The following is a 17,087-nucleotide window of genomic DNA, read 5'->3' as shown; positions in this document are numbered from 1 at the left end:
GCCTTCGCATGAAGCATGATCCAAGTGTTCATTGTTTTAGAATCCGCCGGCTCAAATTGCTGGCGGTACCGACATCACGAGAGCGCCGTAAACTCTCGCCAGAGGGGCCCGGCACCAGGTTTGGACGCGGTGATGCTGAAACCACGGCGCCTCACGTTCTTGTTAACGAACATTGCTCAAAGGTCAAGATTTAACGCGGGGAGGGCGGCGCGGTGGATCTGGTGGGCAAAGTCAGCGCAACGTCTCAACGGGGCGCCGCCTCGGATCAGAAGGAGGATTTGATGATGGACGGCGATCCGGAGCTGGATCTAGGGCGTTTCCTCGCTGCACAGGCAGAGGGCTATGCGCAAGCGCTCAAGGAGTTGCGGAGCGGGCAAAAGCGTAGCCACTGGATGTGGTACATTTTTCCGCAGCTCGAGGGCCTTGGGAATTCTGCGACAGCGCGGCACTTTGCGCTCCGCTCGGCAGATGAGGCACGTGCCTACCTCGCGCATCCCTTGCTCGGCAAAGGGTTGGTGGAGGCGACGGAAGCTGTTCTCGCCCATGCGGACCGCCGTCTGGTGGAGATATTCGGTCATCCCGACGATCTGAAATTTCGGTCGTCCATGACCTTGTTTGCGGCCGTGGCTCTCAACGAGGAAGGCGCGATTTTTCGTCGGGCACTGGATGTCTTCTGCGATGGTGTTCCCGATGCCGTCACCCTGAGGCTGCTCGGCGACTAGGCGGTTGCAACACGCACAGTCGGACGGACCGCCAGACTGTTGCTGACGGTGCATATCGCTTCCGCCCGGTGTGCAAGCGCCACGCGCTGATCGTGATCCAGGGCGCCGTCGATGGCCAGGACGACTGTGAAACCGGCAAAACGCAGTGGCTCATCTGCGGCTTTCTCTCCGCTGACGGTTGCCGTAACCCTTTCGACGACCTCATGCAGCCCCATTTCGCGCGCCGCGATCCGCGCACTCATGCTCATGCAGGCGGCAAGTGAGGCGAGGAGGAGATCCAGCGGGTTGAAGCCTGGCTGGGAAGGGCCTGTGACGACGTCGAGTTCCCCGCCGGTGGCCGATCGAATGGCAGGATAGCCCGTCTTGCCCAGCGTTGCCGTCGCACCGATCGGCCGGCTTCTCAGATCTGCCATTGCGGTCCCCGTTCTGCGGAAAATGCAAAATAGAGACCCGGTCCATGCGGTGCAAGCAGCGTCAGATGCTGCTGCCGATCCGGGCCGTCCCCGTCTGGCCGTTGTCACGGATCCATTTCAGTTTCTTGTCGCCGGTTCGCAGGAGTTCGAAGCACATGGGCGCACCCTTGTACCAGCTGGTGAACTGCTGACAGAGTTTGTCGCCCGCAATCCACCAACGCCCCTTGTCGTTCGGCTTGGCGAACCGACCGAGCCCGAGTGCCTCACCGGAACCATCGACCTGACCGTTGGTGCGATAGTTCAGCGGGAACTCGCCGCCCAGGGGCACGGCAAGGTAAATGCGTTTGCCAATGATTTCGCCTTTGATGTCACTGGCGGTGAAGCGCTCATTGGCCAAACCAGGGGAAGCCGACAAAGCGAACGTCATGAACATGATCAATCCGGCGCGGAAGCTGCTGGTCATAACGAAGATCTCCCATTTGAAAGACTATATGACTTTCTACGGCGGGTATGTTCGTTTGGATCACGGCCAGACTTGCAGGATACTCAGTTCCTGATGAAGACGTTGACCGTCGCGGCTCGTCCCTCCGCATCGATGACCGTCAGGGTCGACTGGCCTGCACCCAAGGGCCTCCATTCGCCGGTTCGCCTGCGGGTGGATTCGGACATTGGCTTGCCGTCTACCAGCCAACGGAAGGGTGCGCGGCCTGCCTGCATTTTCATGACGACGGGCAGTGCTTCACCATCGGGTCCCTTGCCGAGTTCAAGAATGGAGCCTTCGAGCGGATAGATGATCCGGGGTGGACGCTCGCGCGCTGAAACGGAGATCAGGCCGTTTGGATCGATCGAGAAGCGGCGCAGCGACTGGGGCAGTTCGGAGGCCGGGATGCGATTGGCGCCTGTCGGGGCGCGGGGCAAGGCCGTTCCAGCCAAGCCTGATTTGGCGAATGCCTCGAACAGGACCGGTGCCGCAGTCTTGTAGCCCGAAATGCCGGGGACTGCCGCATTGTCCGGACGGCCGATCCAGACGCCGAGCACATAGCGGCCATCGTAGCCGACAGACCAGGCATCGCGATAGCCGTAGCTGGTGCCGGTCTTGTAGGCGATGCCTGCGGGAGGGCTGCCCATTGGGGGAAGAACGGCGCCCAGTGCGTCGGCGACAGTCCAGGCGGCTGCCGGTTCGAAGAGCGGCTGTTCATCGATCAGGCCGGCCATGTCGCGAATGCCGTCGCCGAGCCGGACGGGTTGTTCGCGGTTCGCGAGGCCCGCATAGAGCTGTACGAGATCCTTCAGCGTGATGCCTGCACCGCCGAGCGCAATCGCCAGGCCCGGGGCTTCATTCGGCGGCAGCTTCAACCTGATGCCGGCGTGACGCAGTCGGACCATCAGGCGCGAGGGGCCAACAGCGTCGAGAAGCCGGACTGCCGGGACGTTCAGCGACAATTGCAGCGCCTCACGGATGCTGACATCGCCCTGGTATTGCATGTCGAAGTTCTTCGGGCGATAGCCGAAGAAATCGGCCGGCCGGTCCTCGACGATGGTCTCCTGCGCGACGAGACCCTGTTCGAAGGCGATGCCGTAGATGAAGGGCTTCAACGCGGAGCCCGGCGAGCGTTCGGCGCGTGTCATGTCTATCCATCCGGAGCGCGACGCGTCGAAATAGTCGGCGGCGCCCACCTCTGCCACGATCTCGCCGGTCGTGGCATCCGCCATCAGCAGGGCGAGGGAGACCTTGGGGTCGAGCTTGCGGCCGGCTTCGAATGCTACCTTTTCAAGTCTCTCCTGTACCGGGCGCAGAATGGTGGTCTGGTGAAGCCTTACGTTGGGCGCTTTCCGCCTCGCTGCTTCGGCCAGATGCGGCGCAAGGGCTGGCAGTTGCCGGCGTGCGGTCGGCAGCGCCGCGTTGAGCGCCAGCGCGACTTCGGCGGGGTCGACGACCTCTGACTCCCTTACCCGTTCCAGGACCCGTTTGCGCGCTTCCAGCGCATTGTCGCGGTGGCGATCCGGCCGGCGTCGTTCTGGCAATTGCGGCAAGGCCACGAGCAGGGCTGCCTCTGCCGTCGATAGCCGTTTCGGCTCCTTGCCGAACCAGGCGAGGCTTGCGGCGCGCACCCCTTCGAGATTGCCGCCATAGGGTGCGTGGGTGAGATAGAGGTTGAGGATCTCTGTCTTGGACAAACGCCGTTCAATCTGAATCGCACGGGCTATCTGAACGAGCTTTGCCGTCAGAGAGCGTTCGCGGCGCGGTTCGATCAGTCGCGCGACCTGCATCGAGAGCGTCGAGGCGCCCGAGACGATACGACCGTTTGCGGCGAGCTGCCAGGCAGCCCGTCCGAGCGCGAGCATGTCCACGCCGGAGTGGCTTTTGTAGCGCCGGTCCTCATAGGCAATGAGCATCCGCAGCAGATTGGGGTCGACGTCGTCGACGGTCGTTTCGAGGCGCCAGAGGCCCTCCCGGATGGCGAAGGCACGCAGGAGCTGGCCGTCGCGATCGAGGATTTCTGTCGAAACGTCCCGCGCTGCCTCAAGCGGGGGAGGGTATGTCCTATCGGCCCAATAGAGCAAGGAAAGAGAGGCGGTTGCCAAAACGGCAGCCGCCCCGAAGCTGATCCCGATGCGCCGGAGGCGGCCCATCAGGGTGCGGTGGAGACCGTCATCGCGCCGGCTGCCGTGCGCGCCGACAGTTGCGGGCGATACATGTCTTCGACACTCGCAGCCGGCAGGTCATACGTGCCGGGGGTGACGGCGCGGACGACATAGGCCAGTGTCATTGTTCCGTTCTCGCCTTCTCCGCGGCTGATGGCGGCGACGAAGCGATCGCTGCGGAACTCAAGATGGGCAGTCTCGGTCTGGCCGATCCATTCGAAGTTCGCCAAGGCAGCGCTGTCGACCAGGCTCGGATTGTCGATCTCGAACCCCGCGGGCAAGAGATCGCTCACAAGAAGCTGGGCCGGCCAGTCATCCCCCTCCGTGACTTCCAGCACCACGACGTAACGCTCGTTCTGGATCACCTCGGTGATGTTCGCTTCTTCGCCGGTCAGGCTGTAGTAAGTCTTGGTGATCTCGAAGCCTTCGCCGCCTGCCGCTGGCGGCAGAACCGGAGCAGCAACGGTCGTGATCGCGGCGCTCACCGGATCGAGACCGGTATTGGTCAGCGTCAGCGGTGTCTGCAGGAGTGCATCACCCGGGATCGTTGCGGCATAGGCGCCCCTCTTTCCCGTGCCATTCACCTCCAGTGTCAGCTCCTCGTCATCCTGCTGAAGCGCTCGGGCAGCGAGAAGCATCCAGGTCTGCTCCTGTGTGCTCAGCGTCTGCCTGGATTTCCATTCGTCCGCGACGACCTTGGCGAGGATCGGCACGACAGGCGGCACCGGGCGGCTTTCGGCGGCGAGGGCGAGAACGCCGGCCGCATCCCGCAGTGCCGAACCATAGTCGGAGCGGGAGAAGCTCACCGGGGTCAGACGGGCCTGTTCGCTCATGCCGGCTGCATCGAGGAAGACGGCATTGGCGCGCTCGCTGTCGCCATAAAGCGACAGTGCGGCGGCCAGATGCGCCTTCGACAGTGGCGTCGGGAAGTCTGGCAGCATCGTATCTGCATAGTAGCGCAGATCACTCAGCGAGGCCTTGCGACTGCGCGAAAGCACGTAGAGCGCATAGGCGATCTCGTTGCCGCGTGTCCTGATGTCATTGTCATAGGCGATGCGGTTCTGCAGGTTCTGCAGCGCCTGGACCAGGGCTTCTTCCGGTACGTCGAACTTCTGCTCGCGGGCGCGGGTCAGGAAGTCGGTCACATAGGCGTCGAGCCAGAGGCTTTCGGAGCCCGGTGCCCAGAGGCCGAAGGAGCCGCTCGACGACTGATAGGCCAGCACCCGAAGGATGCCGTCCTGCACACGCTTGTTGATCGCCTCGTCTTCCGGCAGGCCGGACAGCTTGGCCAGCTCATCGAAATAGAGAAGCGGCAGCGCGCGGCTCGTCGTCTGTTCGGCGCAGCCATAGGGGTAGCGGTCCAGCGCCATCAGCAGGCCCGGGATGTCAAGGCCATCGGCGCGGGCGACATTGAGGCTGACCGAGGCACCCTGCAGGAGGCTGTCTGCGAGCAGGTCTCCATCGACGGTCAGGCTCTTTCCCGGTGCCAGCGCAATGACCTGCCGCTCTGTGATCGGCAGTGTCGACGGACGCACGGGCAGGTCGAGTGCCTGGCTGACCGCGAGGCCGTCTGCTCCCGTCAGGGCAATGTCGATCGTGCCATCGCCGGGTGAGTTCGCAGTCAGCGGTAGGGTGACGGTCGTGGTTTCCCCTGATGTCAGTTCGATCTGCTGGCTTTCGGCGCCGCCAATGCTGACCGGGTCATTGCCGGTGACAGCGAGTGTGTAGGTGCCGGAGGGGGCGTCGGTCGCGGCAATATCGAGACGAAGGTTGCTCTCGTCATTGGGCGCGAGGAATTTTGGCATGCTTGCGGTGACAACGACCGGATCGCGGATGATCACCTCGGCCACACTGTGGCCGACGCCGGTCTTCGACCATGCCCATGCCATCACACGTGCAGTGCCGTTGAATTGCGGGATGTCGAAGGAGATCGTGGCCTTGCCATCGGGATCGAGCTTTACGGGGCCGGAGAAGAAGGCAACCAGCTTTTCGCGCGGCGGGTTGCCCTGAAGGGCGACCTGTCCGCCGTCACCCCCGGTGCGCAAGCGTCCGGTGGCGCCCAGCGAGCCATCGATCAGGCGTCCATAGAGGTCGCGTAATTCGAGGCCCAGCCGGCGCTGGCCGAAATAATGGGTTTCGGGATCCGGCGTCTCATATCGGGTGAGGTTGAGAATGCCGACATCGACGGCTGCCACCATCACATAGGCTTCGTCGCCAACTCCCGCGCCGGCCACTTCGACGGGGATTTCGAGCGGCTGTCGCGGCAGGGTCCTTTCCGGCGGGGAAAGCTTGATGGCCAGCTTGTCGGCACCGGGATCGACGGCAAGCCACGCAATGCCGATCGCACGCGCCGGCATGCGGCTCTCTTCGGCATCACCCGGACGGAAGAGGGTCGCGCTCACATAAACGCCAGCACCGAAGTCCGCGGAGACGGGGATTTCGATTTCCGTGCCGGTGGCGGGAACTTCGGCAACCTGCGTCGAGACCAGGGCATCCGTGCCCGAGGTGACGATCACCTGGCCGGCGAAGCGCGGTGAGATCCTGAGCTTTGCGGTGTCGCCGACCTGATAGGAGGCCTTGTCGAGGCCGATTTCGAGTGCGTCCGGTGTCTCCGTGGAGCCTGCAGTGACGAACCAGCCGGCATCGAAATCGACGCTGGTGACGGCATCGCCCTGCTCGACCTCGAGGCGGTGACTACCCCACGTCACGGGGACGGAAAGTGGGGTGCCTTCGGCTACAATGTCGATCATGCCGTCGGCCACGAGCTTGGTCGTGGTGATCGGCTCGTAGCGCCAGGAGGAGCCGTCGCGGTACCACTGGTAGTTCCGCTCCAGCTTGATCAGTTTCCAGCGCGCGGTCGGCAGCGCCTGACGCTCACCATCGGGGCCAAGCGCGATCAGGTTGAAGGCAGCGTTCGAGTTTTCAGCGAGATCACCTTCGAATTCCGCTTTGATGCCGATGACAGGACCGTCCGGTGTGACGGGCATGGTCAGTTTGCGCTCCACGGCGCGGCCACCGCCTTCGCGCAGACGCAGCGCCACATCGGCGTTGAGAAGGCGCGTGGTGGAGGGCAAGTCCGTGAGGGATACATCGATGGTGGCCAGGCCATCATCATCCAGCACGCCCAGACCTTCGAGCGGCAGGCGCACATCCTCGATGCCTTCCTCGTCCGCCAGGCCGAAGCTGTAGCGGGGGAAGTCGGGATGGCTCGTTGTCGGGCGGATCACGACTTCGCCTTCGAGCGTCAGTCCGGCTGCCGGCGCGCCATAGAGGTAGCGGCCATCGGCGGAGACGGTCACGGGCTCTTCCGGCGAGATCGCCTCGGCGTCGCTTGAGAGCTTCAGGTCGAGCCGGTCGGGCACGAAGTCGTCGACCAGGAAGGTCGACTGGGCGATCGCCGATTTCTTCGGGTCGGTGTGTATCGCCACCGTCCAGGTGCCGCGCATGGCATTGGCAAGGATGGGCAGATCGACGGAATAACCGCCCAGCGTTTCGCTGGTCACGGCCATGCGGCGGAATTCGACGCCATCCGGTCGCGAAAACAGGAAGGTCAGCGGCAGTCCGGAAATGGCGTCGGCATTGGTGTCGCGGGCGAGGGCTGCAACATGCACGGTTTCGCCAGGACGGTAGATGCCCCGCTCGGTCCAGGCCAGGATATCGACCGGGCCCGGTGCCGGACGACCGGTGACACCGCGGTCGGAGAGGTCGAAGCCGGCCCGGGTCATGTCGAGGAAGACGTTGTCGTCGGCGCCACTGCGGGCAGCAATCACCGCCGGCGCCAGGGCTGCGCCGCCGCGCACGAGACCGGCATCAAAGCGTGCGCGGCCTTCGGCATCGGTCGTGGCGGTGGCGAGGATCTCGTTGTTCTTGGCAATCAACTGCAGCTCGATGTTGGCGAGCGGGCTGGCCGATGCCAGCGAGCGGGCAAAGACGTGAAGACCGTCGGTGCCGGCAAAGGTCGAGAGGCCGATGTCCGAGATGACGAACCATTGTGTCGCGCGGCTGTCCCAGTTCTCGGTGACGGCGGTCGGCGAGACGGCGGTCAGCACATAGATGCCGGGCTTGCGCGTGGGCAGCGCTTCCTGCAGCGGAATGCTGGTGACGACTTCCCTGTTCTGCTCGTTGGCGATGTCGAGGGAACCTTGCCAGACGAGTTCGCCGATCTCGTCCTTCACGCGGCCGGCAGTGTAGCCGTCCATCTGGGTGAGGAATTGCGAGGCGGCGAGGAGCGGGGCAATGTTGCGGTCACCGATCCGGTAGAGTTCGAGGTTGGCGCTATCGGCGTTCACCGAAACGAGCGGAATGCCCTGACGGGCGGAGGAAGGCAGGACGAAACTGTCACCGGTGAAGCGTACGCTGGAGCTGCGGTCGCGGACATAGACTTCGAGCTCGACCGGCGCTTCCAGGTTTTCGTCGACGGAGGAGGGCAGGCCAGCGCGGAGGGCGAGCCGATAGCGGCCGCCATGCTCCAGCCCTTCCACGCAGACCTGGTTGTTCTTCGCTTCGAGTGCCTTTGGTGTCTTGCCGTCCAGGGTGACGAAGGAGGTGTAGTCGACACCACGCTTGACCAGCGGTTCGGAGAACTCAACGCAGGCGCGCGGAGAAGCGCTGTCGGAATCGACCGTGTTGCTCACGACGCGGAAACCCTGGCGGGAACGGAGATCCTTGAGGGCCGCTCCGACTTCTTCATTCGACGCGAGTTCAAGGCTCGCCTTGTAGGCGCTGAGCGCCGGGCGCCAGTTCTCGCTGTTTTCCAGGGATTTCGCGAGCGTGGCGAGCGCTTCGGCGCGGGTCGTTGCGCCGCGGGTCAGCAGATAGCCGTTGATCGCGGCCATCGCGCCTTCGTTGGCCATGCCGTAATTGTTGGTGACGGTATTGGCCATGCGGGCCATTTCCAGCCAAAGGGCCGGGTCGTTGGCGTCCATGGCGAGGGCGCCCTTCATCGAGACGATTGCGAAATCAATGTTGCCGCTCGTGAAGGCGGCACGGGCGGACCCGATCAGCGCGTCACGGCCCCATCCATCCTGTTCAGGGGCGATCGCGAGACGGTCCCGCTGATTGCGGGCTTCCGACTTCAGATACTCGGAGACAAATGTCAGGGCTGGCGGGGCACCGATATCGGGCTCCGCCGTCTGCAGAACGATGCGGCCCGCTATGGCTCCGGGGAAACTGTTCAGCTGGTCGTAGTCGGTTTTGAGAAAACACCAGTTCACCTTCGGATTGAAGGTAAAGGCGCGGCAGGCGGCATCGCCGATGCAGCTCGCTTCGCATTCGTCGAGTGAGACGTTCTTCTCGGTTCGCAGATCAAAGCCGAAATAGTCGGCATCATCGACCCGCTCGATGGTTCTCATGTCCTGAGCCGACGCCGGGGGAGAGAGTGGAACGAGCGCCAGCGCGAATGTGAGCAACGCCGAAAAGCGGTTCTTGAACATAGTCCCCTCCGAGCCTGATCATGGCTTTCGAAGGTTAGTCTTCGCTGATGACATGGGGTTGTCAATGCGCACGCGACACATCCCGCGAGTCATTTCTGGGTGCACCTCAATCCCTTTCGAGGCGTTGCTGGCTGAAGCTTCTCGCCTGATCGAGGATCCAGGTCGAGAAGGTGCTGGCCGGCCCATAGGCCATCTTCGAAAGCGGGCGCACGAGGTAGTAAGCGCTCGAACTCTTGATCTCGTGATCCCAGGCGCGGACAAGCTGTCCGCCCGACAGTTCCGGTTCGATGAGGAAGGTCGGGACGAGGGCAATGCCGAGGCCCGCATGACAGGCCTGGACGACGTTGGAGAATTGTTCGAAGCGCATGCCGCCGCCTCGGCCCTCACTGATGCCCAGACTTGCAAACCAATGCTCCCAAGCCCTTGGGCGGGAGGCCATGTCGAAAAGCGGCTTGGACAACAGGTCTTCCGGTCGGGCGACCGGATTTGCGGCGAGAAAGGCCGGGCTGCAGACCGGGGCCACGATTTCATGCATCAGAAACTGGCAATCGGTGCCGGGCCAATTTGGTTCGCCGATGTGGATGGCCGCATCAAGCCCCGACCCCTCGAAGTCGAACTGGCCAATGCGGGTGGCGAAGTCCATGATGATGGCCGGATTCTTCGACAGGAAATCGGGGATGCGCGGCATCAGCCAGCGGGTGCCGAAGGTCGGAAGGATCGCGAGGCGCAGATGCGTATCGTCGCGGGTTGCCATGGCTTCGAGCGAGAGAGTCCGGATTGTCGCCAGCGCATCGCCGATACCCTTGGCATAGGTCCGGCCGATGGGTGTGAGTTCGACGCCGCGGTTCGTGCGCTCGAAGAGCCTGACGCCAAGCTGCTCCTCGAGAAGCCCGATCTGGCGGCTGATGGCGCCCTGGGTCAGGGCCAATTCATTGGCGGCGGCCGAAAAGCTGCCGAGCTTGGCCACGGAATCAAAGGCGGCGAGGGCGCTGGTGGAGGGCAGGAAGCGACGCTGGTGTGTGAGCATGCGCTATGATTAGACCTAATAGCAACATGAGTAAACATGGCTTGAATTATGCTCAGTCATGAGCAATCTGAGAGAACGAAACAATGGATGAGACCGATGAGCGAGATGCGACCCTTTTCCTGGAGTGATCCCTTCCTGATGTCCGAGGTCCTGAGCGAGGACGAGCGGATGATCCAGGATGCCGCTGCGGCATTTGCCAGCGCGGAGCTCGCGCCACGCGTCTCCGACGCCTATCTCGGCGAGACGGTCGAGCCGGAGCTTTTCCGTCTCATGGGTCAGGCTGGCCTGCTCGGCGTCACCTTGCCGGAAAAATACGGTGCTGCGGGTGCCAACTATGTTTCCTACGGCCTCGTGGCCCGCGAGATCGAGCGCATTGACAGCGGCTATCGATCGATGATGAGCGTGCAGTCGTCGCTGGTCATCTATCCGATCTACGCCTATGGCTCGGAGGAGCAGAAGGACAAGTATCTGCCGGGTCTCGTCTCGGGGGAACTCATCGGCTGCTTCGGCCTGACCGAACCCGATGCCGGCTCGGATCCGGGCGGGATGAAAACGCGCGCCGAGAAGATCGAGGGCGGTTACCGGCTGCGCGGCGCCAAGATGTGGATCTCCAATTCTCCGATCGCCGATGTCTTCGTCGTCTGGGCGAAGTCCGAGGCACATGGCGGCGAGATCCGCGGCTTCATTCTCGAAAAGGGCATGAAGGGACTTTCCGCACCCAAGATCGGCGGCAAACTTTCGCTGCGCGCGTCGGTCACCGGCGAAATCGTCATGGATGGCGTCGAAGTCGGCGAGGATGCGCTGTTGCCGAACGTATCGGGCCTCAAGGGTCCTTTCGGCTGCCTCAACCGTGCGCGCTACGGAATCTCCTGGGGTGTTCTCGGGGCTGCCGAAGACTGCTGGCACCGCGCCCGCCAGTATGGCCTCGACCGCAAGCAGTTCGGCAAGCCGCTCGCCGGCACCCAGCTCTTCCAGAAAAAGCTCGCCGACATGCAGACCGAGATCGCGCTCGGACTGCTGGGATCCCTGCGAGTGGGTCGCCTGATGGACGAACACCAGTTCGCCCCGGAAATGATCTCCATCGTCAAGCGCAACAATTGCGGCAAGGCCCTGGATATTGCGCGCGTCGCGCGGGACATGCATGGCGGCAACGGTATTCAGATCGAGTATCACGTGATGCGCCATGCGCAGAATCTGGAGACCGTCAACACTTATGAAGGCACGCATGATGTGCATGCCCTCATCCTGGGACGTGCCCAGACCGGCATCCAGGCCTTCTTCTGATCCAGCTTCAGGGGCCGCACAGTCCGGCGCCATTGAAATTTTTGGACCTCGGCGCTGTCGCAGTTTTGCGCCAGCGCCGAGGTTGCAGCGTTTCAGCACAAACATTCATATCCTTGTGGCCTCGTAGAAACACGTGCAGAAGCCCTGCGATTTGCTTTATGCTGATGTAAGGCGATTCCGGCTCGAAGGAGCGGGATGGGGGTGCAGGGCACTCCCAGCCGATTGTGGAGGAGGCGCCATGTATGCTCTGACAGTACTCGACTCTGCTGCATTGATGGCGTTTCGCAGCGAGCATCCCTGGCTCCACTTCCCGGACACGATCACTGAAGTCTCAGTCTATTTCGATGATAATGGCGGGCCAACGCGGCTGACTGCGCTTTCTGCCGGGTCGAACGGTCAGGTCGTGCCCGCCGATGCCAACACCTTCGGCGTTGATACGATCCTCAGTCTGATCCGCTATGCCCCTCAGGGGAGAGTTCTCAACGAGGCGTCCCCCCAGGAGCGCAGTATCTGGGCCTTGCTCGAAGCATTGCCCATTGCGGATGGTTCACGCGCCGTTGAAGCCGTCGAAGCCGAGCGGGCAGAAAAGCTGCAGCAGGCTTATGCGAATTTGCGCTCAATTGCACTCGGCAAGCTGCAGGCTCTGCTTGCCGACGCTCGCAGCTCACAGGAGACCCAACGGCTTTCGAGTGCCATCGCGGCACTGCCGGTCCAGTTGGAGAGCGTCGACGACACGCATAAGCCGCAGTTTCTGGAAGTGGATCTCTGGCGCTTCGTCGCTGTTCTCCGGGACGAGTTGGTCATGCCGGCCGACTACGAGATCGCGCCGGTGAACGAGGACAAGCTGGTCTCTCGGGAGGTCATGGAGCAGGCTGAAATGACCGCCCTTTCGGGCCCCGTTGTCCAGGCGCTCTTCGAGCTTTCGCCCGTCGCCTTCTCGATTTCCACCATCGGGCAGAAAAGCTCGCGCTATGTCCGTGTCAATCAGGCCTATCTCGAGCTTGTCGGCAAGAGCTGGGACGAAATCCGCGGCAGTGAAATGGTCGCCTCGGGCGTTGTCTTCGGCAGCGAGGCCCGGGCTGAACGCCTCATGCTGCTGGACCGGGACGGTGGATATACCGGGATGCTGGGCGAGATCCGCGATTCGTCCGGAAGCGTCATACCCGTGGTCATCTCCGCCCGGCGCATTTCTGTCGCCGGGCAGCTCTATGATTTCGAAGTTCTCCAGAGAGCCTCGCAGGACTGAGCGTCAGGTTCACCTTCGCCTGAACAGGGCGAGCGTGCGCGCCTGCAGCTTAACCTTTTGGCCCTCCTCGGCCACATCGCCCCTCTGCTCAATGTCGAAGGTTGTCAGCTCCAGCTGCCAGCTTCCACCGCCGGTGTCGGGCAGGGAAAAATCGATGTCCTCCGCGATCGGGTTGAACAGAAGCAGAATTTCAGGCCAGACCCCATCCTCTCCCTCCAGGTCGCGACGCTGCAGCTTGAGGGCGAGGGGATTTCCGTCCAGCCAATGCTCGGCTTCCTGGTGGCCTCCATCGACATTGTACCAATCGATTTGCATGCCGTCCCGCCAGTTCGCACGACGCAGCAATGGTTGCGCCTTGCGAAGCGCTATGAGGCGTCGACTGAACTCCCTCAGAGCTTCACACCCTTGCGGCAGGTCTTCCCAATGCAGCCAGCTGATCTCGCTGTCCTGGCAATAGCCGTTGTTGTTGCCCATCTGCGACCGGCCGAATTCATCGCCAGCGAGCAGCATCGGTGTGCCGTGTGAGAAGAAGAGCGTAGCCAGGAAATTTCGCTTCTGCCGATCGCGGATCGCGTTGATCTCCGCGTCATCGGTCGGTCCCTCATGGCCATAGTTGTGACTGCGATTGTGGTCGTGGCCGTCCCTGTTGTCTTCGCCATTGGCGTCGTTGTGCTTCTGGTCGTAGGAAACGAGGTCATTGAGGGTGAAGCCGTCATGCGCCGTGATGAAGTTGACGCTTGCCCAGGGGCGGCGTCCGCGCAGGTCGTAGATATCGCCTGAACCGAGAAGCCGGGCCGCGAAGTCCTGAGAGGTATTGTCGGCGTTCAACCAGTATTCGCGCGTCGAGTCGCGATACTTGTCGTTCCACTCGGCCCAGCCCGGCGGGAAGCCGCCGACGTGATAACCACCCGGACCGATATCCCATGGTTCTCCGATAAGCTTGACCCTGGAAAGCACCGGGTCCTGCGTTACGGCGTCAAAGAAGCCGCCACGCTGGTCAAAACCCTCGGGCTCGCGGCCAAGGATGGTGCCGAGGTCGAAACGGAATCCGTCGACATGCATCTCTTCTGCCCAGTAGCGGAGGCTGTCCATGACCATCTGCAGCACCCGCGGGTGCGAAGTGTTGACCGTATTCCCGGTTCCAGTGTCGTTGATGTAGTAGCGATGATTGTCGGGCATCGTCCGGTAGTACGAGAAATTGTCGATGCCCTTGAAGGAGAGGGTTGGCCCCAGTTCGTTGCCTTCGGCCGTGTGGTTGTACACGACATCGAGAATGACCTCGATTCCGGCGTCATGGAAGGAACGGACCATGTCGCGGAAGCCGGCGAGACCCTTGGGGCCATAATAGCGGCTGGCAGGTGAGAAGAAGCCGATCGTATTGTAGCCCCAGAAATTGTGAAGGCCCTTTTCCATCAGATGGCTGTCATCCGGGAAGGCATGCACCGGCAGCAGTTCGATCGATGTGATGCCGAGGCTCTTCACGTAGTCGACGGCAGCCTTGTGGCCAAGACCCTCGAAGGTGCCCCGAAGTTCCGGAGGGATGGCCGGATGCAACTGGGTGAAGCCCTTGACATGGGTCTCGTAGACGATCGTGTCGGCCCAGGGGATTTGCCTGAAGCCGTTGGCAATCCGGCCGGCGGCTGGTTCAATGACGCGGCACTTGGGCGAGCATGAAGCGCTGTCCAGCGTGTTGTAGGACAGATCTTTTTCCTCGGCATCCAGATCGTAGCCGAAATGCGCCTTTGACCAGGCAAAATCGCCGACAAGTTCGCGCGCATAGGGATCCATGACAAGCTTGTGCGGATTGAAGCGGTGGCCGTTTTCAGGCTCGTAGGGGCCATGTACCCGATAGCCGTAAAGTTGACCCGGCTTCACGCCCGGCAGATAGCCGTGCCATACCTCATTTGTGTATTCCGGCAGTACGATCCGTGCGATTTCGACGCTGCCAGTGTCGTCGAACAGGCAAAGCTCTACACGTTCGGCATGGGCCGAAAAGAGTGCAAAGTTGGTGCCCTCGCCGTCGAAGCACGCTCCGAGTTGTTGCCACTCGCCGGGCATGACGGTGAAATGCGTGCTCATGGCGTCCATGTGATCCTCAAATGTATGGAGTTGCGCAGCTTAATTCGCCAGCGTGTGGCTTTGTTCCGTTGCTGTCCCGCCGGAACCTTCCAAGGCGCTGGTGGTTCTCTCGTTCATGCCTCCCTGATGGGCCCTGACCGAGGAGATCCCCATGCCAGCGAAATCGAAAGCACAACAGAAAGCTGCGGGTGCCGCGCTTTCCGCCAAACGCGGCGATACCAAGAAATCCGAGTTGAAGGGCGCGTCCCGCAGCATGGAGAAGAGCATGAGCGAGACCGAACTGGAAGAGCTTGCTTCGGTGAAGCGCAAGGGGAAGCCAGAGCATGCCGAGGATCGCTCATGAATTTCAAGGCATTTGAAGGGAAGACAGCATTGGTCACGGGCGCCGGATCCGGCATTGGCCGGGCCACGTCCTTGCGGCTCGCCCGCGGCGGTGCGCTCGTCGGATTGCTCGGCCGAACAGAGAATGAGTTGCAGGAGACGCTCGACGAGATCCAGGCCAGTGGCGGCGAGGGGATCGTGCTGGTCGCGGATGTCAGCGAAGCAGGCGAAATGGAGCAGGCTGTCGAGCGCCTGGTCAATGCACGCGGCGGACTGCATATCGTGGTCGCCAATGCGGGTATCAATGGAACATGGGCGCCGATCGACGATCTGAGGCCGGAAGAGTTTGACAGCACGATCGCCGTCAATCTCAGGGGAACTTATCTGACGCTTCATCATAGCGTGCGGCAAATGAAGAGCAGCGGCGGGTCCATTGTCGTCGTCTCGTCGATCAACGGCACGCGGACGTTCACGACGCCTGGTGCGACGGCCTATTCAGCGACTAAGGCAGCCCAACTTGCTATGGTACAGCAACTTGCCCTCGAGCTCGGGCAATACGGGATCCGTATCAATGCCGTATGCCCTGGTGCGATCGATACAGAGATCGATGACAATACCCGCACGCGGAAGCAGCGTGAAGCCGAGGTGCCGGTTGAATTTCCTGAAGGGGATATTCCTCTGACGGGAGGAAAAGCCGGCACTGCCGCCGAAGTGGCTGATGTCATAGCCTTTCTCGCGTCCGATGCCTCCCGTCATGTGACGGGAACACCGATCTGGGTCGATGGAGGCCAGAGCCTTCTTCGGTGATCGGCTCGCTGTCTCCTGTCAGTCGGGATCGTTGGGCGGCAGGGGAATATGATGTTCAAGCCGGTGGATCAGCCAGAGCACGCAAACCGCAAACAGTGTCGCGATCAGGGCAATCTGCCAGAAGCCCAGCCCGCAGGCGAGGCCGATCGAACCGGCAAACCAGAGACCCGCACCCGTGGTCAAACCTTTCACTTCACCCTTGTTGAAGACGATCATTCCTGCCGCAAGGAAGGCAATGCCGGCTGTCACCGCTTCGATGAGGCGGATCGGGTCCGGGCGGATCGCGTCGCTGGAGAAGGCCGAATGATTGGTGATTTCAATTGTGAGGATGGCGACGATCGCTGCCGAGAGGCAGACGAGAATATGGGTCCGCAGGCCTGCTGCATGGGACCGCCATTCCCGCTCGAAGCCGACGACCGCCCCGCAAACGAGGGCAATCAGCAGCCGGATGATGATGGCTGAGAGCTCCAAGCTTGTCGGCGTGCCGAAACTCGTGAGTTCTGATGGCATGTCATGATCGATGGGCACCAAATGGTGCCCATCGCCTTTGCTTAATGTTTGTCTTCGGAGGCGCCGACTGTCGATGTGTAGGTCGCCGAGACCGGATCGCTCGCCGGGAAGGTATCTTCCAAGCCCTCCTCCAGTTCACTGTCACCGCGATCGCGCTTGTCCTGCTCCTGGCGCAGGCTTTCGACCGCGTCGCTGGGTTCGGATGCCGCATCGTCACCGTCATCGGTCGAAAGACCGAAACGGCTGGCCTGCAAGAGCACAACCTGGGCCTTCGCGAGCGCATTGTCGCGGCTCAGGCCACCATTCTCTGATTGGGCAAGACGCACGGAAACGCGCTCTCCGCCGTCCCCCATGAATTCCACGAGGAAGCCCTCGTTTGCACCCGTTGCCTCAGTGACTTCGGTCCCGATGATCTGCATGACTGATCTCCCGATTTGAGTTGCCGGGGAAACGCTAGACCAGTCGTGTTGTTCCATGGGTGCGCGTGCGAGGGAGAAAGATTCGACGTGTGGACTCGATCGCGATGATACGCATTGTTCGACTTAACGTGTTGTTTACCATGCCGTTTGGCATTTTACGAAAATCTGAACAAAGCAGTGT

General features: G+C 62.0%; 13 protein-coding genes. 5 read left to right on the top strand and 8 right to left on the bottom strand.

Features of this window, described 5'->3' with window-relative positions; genetic code table 11:
* Positions 1-284 precede the first annotated feature (284 nt).
* Positions 285-722, top strand: coding sequence for a DUF1810 domain-containing protein (locus LJE98_RS15220; protein WP_229576252.1), 438 nt, complete (start codon positions 285-287; stop codon positions 720-722).
* On the opposite strand, the gene LJE98_RS15215 is transcribed toward LJE98_RS15220, so the two are convergent.
* The 5 genes from LJE98_RS15215 to LJE98_RS15195 all read right to left on the bottom strand — a co-directional run bounded on the left by LJE98_RS15215 (position 719) and on the right by LJE98_RS15195 (position 10,240).
* A complete protein-coding gene (locus LJE98_RS15215) occupies positions 719-1,135 on the bottom strand; it encodes an OsmC family protein (RefSeq protein WP_229576072.1) in 417 nt (138 codons plus the stop codon). The genes LJE98_RS15220 and LJE98_RS15215 overlap by 4 nt on opposite strands.
* A 61-nt stretch (positions 1,136-1,196) precedes the next feature.
* The gene (locus tag LJE98_RS15210; RefSeq protein ID WP_370660283.1) at positions 1,197-1,598 is read right to left on the bottom strand and encodes a hypothetical protein; all 402 of its coding nucleotides are present in this window, start codon (positions 1,596-1,598) and stop codon (positions 1,197-1,199) included.
* An 83-nt stretch (positions 1,599-1,681) separates the two neighbouring features.
* Positions 1,682-3,769, bottom strand: coding sequence for a penicillin-binding protein 1C (gene pbpC / locus LJE98_RS15205; protein WP_229576071.1), 2,088 nt, complete (start codon positions 3,767-3,769; stop codon positions 1,682-1,684).
* A complete protein-coding gene (locus LJE98_RS15200; RefSeq protein ID WP_229576070.1) occupies positions 3,769-9,213 on the bottom strand; it encodes an alpha-2-macroglobulin family protein in 5,445 nt (1,814 codons plus the stop codon). Before LJE98_RS15200 ends, pbpC begins: the two co-directional genes overlap by 1 nt.
* Before the next feature lie 106 nt (positions 9,214-9,319).
* Complete coding sequence (locus LJE98_RS15195; protein ID WP_229576069.1) at positions 9,320-10,240, bottom strand: LysR family transcriptional regulator; 921 nt, start codon at positions 10,238-10,240, stop codon at positions 9,320-9,322.
* 96 nt (positions 10,241-10,336) lie between these two features.
* Between LJE98_RS15195 and LJE98_RS15190 the strand changes: the two genes are divergently transcribed.
* Together LJE98_RS15190 and LJE98_RS15185 are read left to right on the top strand one after the other, a co-directional pair.
* Positions 10,337-11,524: an acyl-CoA dehydrogenase gene (locus LJE98_RS15190; protein ID WP_229576068.1), complete on the top strand. Its 1,188-nt coding sequence runs from the start codon at positions 10,337-10,339 to the stop codon at positions 11,522-11,524.
* Positions 11,525-11,762: 238 nt separating this feature from the next.
* Entirely contained in the window at positions 11,763-12,770 is a 1,008-nt protein-coding gene (locus LJE98_RS15185) for a PAS domain-containing protein (protein WP_229576067.1), read from the top strand.
* Positions 12,771-12,779: 9 nt separating this feature from the next.
* On the opposite strand, the gene glgX is transcribed toward LJE98_RS15185, so the two are convergent.
* Positions 12,780-14,858 (bottom strand): glycogen debranching protein GlgX, encoded by a 2,079-nt coding sequence (gene glgX / locus LJE98_RS15180; protein ID WP_229576066.1) that lies wholly within the window; start codon positions 14,856-14,858, stop codon positions 12,780-12,782.
* Positions 14,859-15,000: 142 nt separating this feature from the next.
* Between glgX and LJE98_RS15175 the strand changes: the two genes are divergently transcribed.
* Both LJE98_RS15175 and LJE98_RS15170 read left to right on the top strand, forming a co-directional pair.
* Positions 15,001-15,192, top strand: a complete 192-nt coding sequence (locus LJE98_RS15175; RefSeq protein WP_229576065.1) for a DUF3008 family protein — start codon at positions 15,001-15,003, stop codon at positions 15,190-15,192.
* A complete protein-coding gene (locus LJE98_RS15170) occupies positions 15,189-15,977 on the top strand; it encodes an SDR family oxidoreductase (protein WP_229576064.1) in 789 nt (262 codons plus the stop codon). Before LJE98_RS15175 ends, LJE98_RS15170 begins: the two co-directional genes overlap by 4 nt.
* 18 nt (positions 15,978-15,995) lie before the next feature.
* Here LJE98_RS15170 and LJE98_RS15165 read toward each other — a convergent pair whose 3' ends face one another.
* On the bottom strand, positions 15,996-16,487 hold the full coding sequence (locus LJE98_RS15165; RefSeq protein ID WP_229576063.1) for an MgtC/SapB family protein: 492 nt from the start codon (positions 16,485-16,487) through the stop codon (positions 15,996-15,998).
* A gap of 41 nt (positions 16,488-16,528) precedes the next feature.
* Positions 16,529-16,906, bottom strand: a complete 378-nt coding sequence (locus LJE98_RS15160) for a hypothetical protein (RefSeq protein WP_229576062.1) — start codon at positions 16,904-16,906, stop codon at positions 16,529-16,531.
* Positions 16,907-17,087 lie beyond the last annotated feature (181 nt).

Source organism: Rhizobium sp. 'Codium 1', assembly GCF_020889605.1.
Lineage (GTDB): Bacteria > Pseudomonadota > Alphaproteobacteria > Rhizobiales > Rhizobiaceae > Allorhizobium > Allorhizobium algae.
This window is presented reverse-complemented; position numbering and strand designations above follow the sequence as displayed.